The organism is Streptomyces actuosus (assembly GCF_016921115.1).
Classification (GTDB): Bacteria; Actinomycetota; Actinomycetes; order Streptomycetales; family Streptomycetaceae; genus Streptomyces; species Streptomyces actuosus_A.
Genome location: NZ_JAFFZS010000092.1, coordinates 1 through 1,742, shown reverse-complemented (window position 1 = coordinate 1,742; position 1,742 = coordinate 1). Strand labels below are relative to the sequence as shown.

The window sequence follows — 1,742 nt, the reverse complement described above, 5'->3', positions numbered from 1 at the left end:
GCGTCGAGCCGGATGATGTTGATCGCGGTGGCGGAGAAGGCGTGTTGGAGGCTGACCTTGGCCAGGCCGCGGTAGCGGGCCCGGCGGATCCCGGTGATGTCCAGGGCCTGGTTGACGGTGCCCTCGATCCCGGCGCGCAGGGCGTACTTGGCTCGCCATGCTTCGGTGTCCTGCTCCTTGCGGGCCGCGGCGACTCTCTCGTGGATCTCTTTCGGCCGCAGGGTGAGCATGCGGTTGCCGCGGGCGGCGGCGGTGCAGCGGGTGCGGGCCGGGCAGGCGCGGCAGTCGGCCTTGGCGAATTCGATCACGATGGCGTCGCGTCCGTGCTGCTTGACCGGGTGCCAGCCGGTGCTGCGGTGTCCTTGGGGACAGCGGACCTGACGGGTTGTCCAGTCGATGCGGAAGGCGCTCTTGTCGAAGCCGTCCGTTGCCTTGGCCTGCCGGGAGTGGTCCGCGAGCAGCGGGGTGACCATGGTGATGCCTTCGGCCGCGGCGGCGGTGACCAGGTCGGCCGAGGGGTAGCCGGAGTCCAGGTAGTGCTCGCCGGGGGCGATGCCGTGCTCGGCGAGGCGCTGCTGGATACCGGTGGTGGCCTTCACGTCCGGCACGGTGGCGTCGGTGGTGGCCACGTCCGTGATCAGGTTCGGCATCCGGCGGCCATGCCGTTCGGCTTCGGCTTCGGCTTCGGCTTCGGGGGGCGTGTCGCAGCTCTCCGTCAGATGGATCTTGTATCCGCACCAGAACAGGTCATCGCCCTTGGCCGCCCAGCGGGCGTCGGTGTCGTAGGGCGAGGCCAGGCGGCATCTGCCGGGCGGGACGCCCTCGCTGTCGGCGTCCCGCTTGATGATCACCTCCCGTCCCCGCGTGTCGGTGCGTCGGTAGTAGGTCTGCACCAGGACCTGGCGCAGGACGGCCACGGCTTCGATGTCGCGGATCCAGGCGGGGGCGGCGGGCGACCAGGCGGCCTGGCAGAGCGCGTAGCCGTCCTGGGCGAACACCAGCGCCAACCGGTCGCGCTTGGTCTGGGATTCCGGCATGGTCCAGCCGTTGACCCTGGGCCCGTAGCGGTGGGCGAACTCCGCCACGTCGATCTGCCCGGCCAGCCAGGCGGGGGCGGCCACGGCGAGGGCCTCCAACGCGGCGCGGACGCTCTCCCCGGCCAACTCCAGGCGGTTGAGGTCCCGCACGGCGCTGATGACGTGAGTGGCGTCGGTGCGCTGCTTGCCACCTGCCGCGATCAGGCCGGCGTCGCGACAGTGGGCGACCATCCGGTCGAACACCGCCCGCTCCAAGCCGTGGTCGACCAGACGGGTGCGGAACCTGGTCAGCACGGTGTGGTCGAAGCCGGTATCCGTCAGCTCCGCCCCGATCGCGTACTTCCAGTCGATGGCCCGCACCGCCATCGCCGCGGCCTGCCGGTCCGTCAGGCTCTCCGCGAACTGCAGAACCGTGACCAGCGACAACACCGCGGGCGACATCCCCGGGGCTCCGCGCACGCCGAAGGCATCGACGAACGGCTCGTCGGCGAACACCTCCGCGAGTCGATCACGCACCCGGATCGGCAGACTGCCCTTCGGGAACGCTGCACGCGCCACGGCCGCGGTCTGCTCCGGCACCGCGGGCAGGCCCTTGGACTGCAGAGACATCGATTCCACCCCCGCGGCCACTCGACGGGCTACCAGCCGCGGAAGCGATCATGCCGCCAACACAGCGTCCCTCGCAGAGAATTGAGCAACGGAGTC

Annotated in this window: 1 protein-coding gene; it reads right to left on the bottom strand. The window is 70.8% G+C overall.

Annotated features, from left to right (window positions below):
• Window positions 1–1,646 (bottom strand): IS1182 family transposase (locus JS756_RS35625; protein WP_205387414.1); only part of this gene is annotated, 1,646 nt, incomplete at its 3' end.
• Window positions 1,647–1,742: the final 96 nt, after the last annotated feature.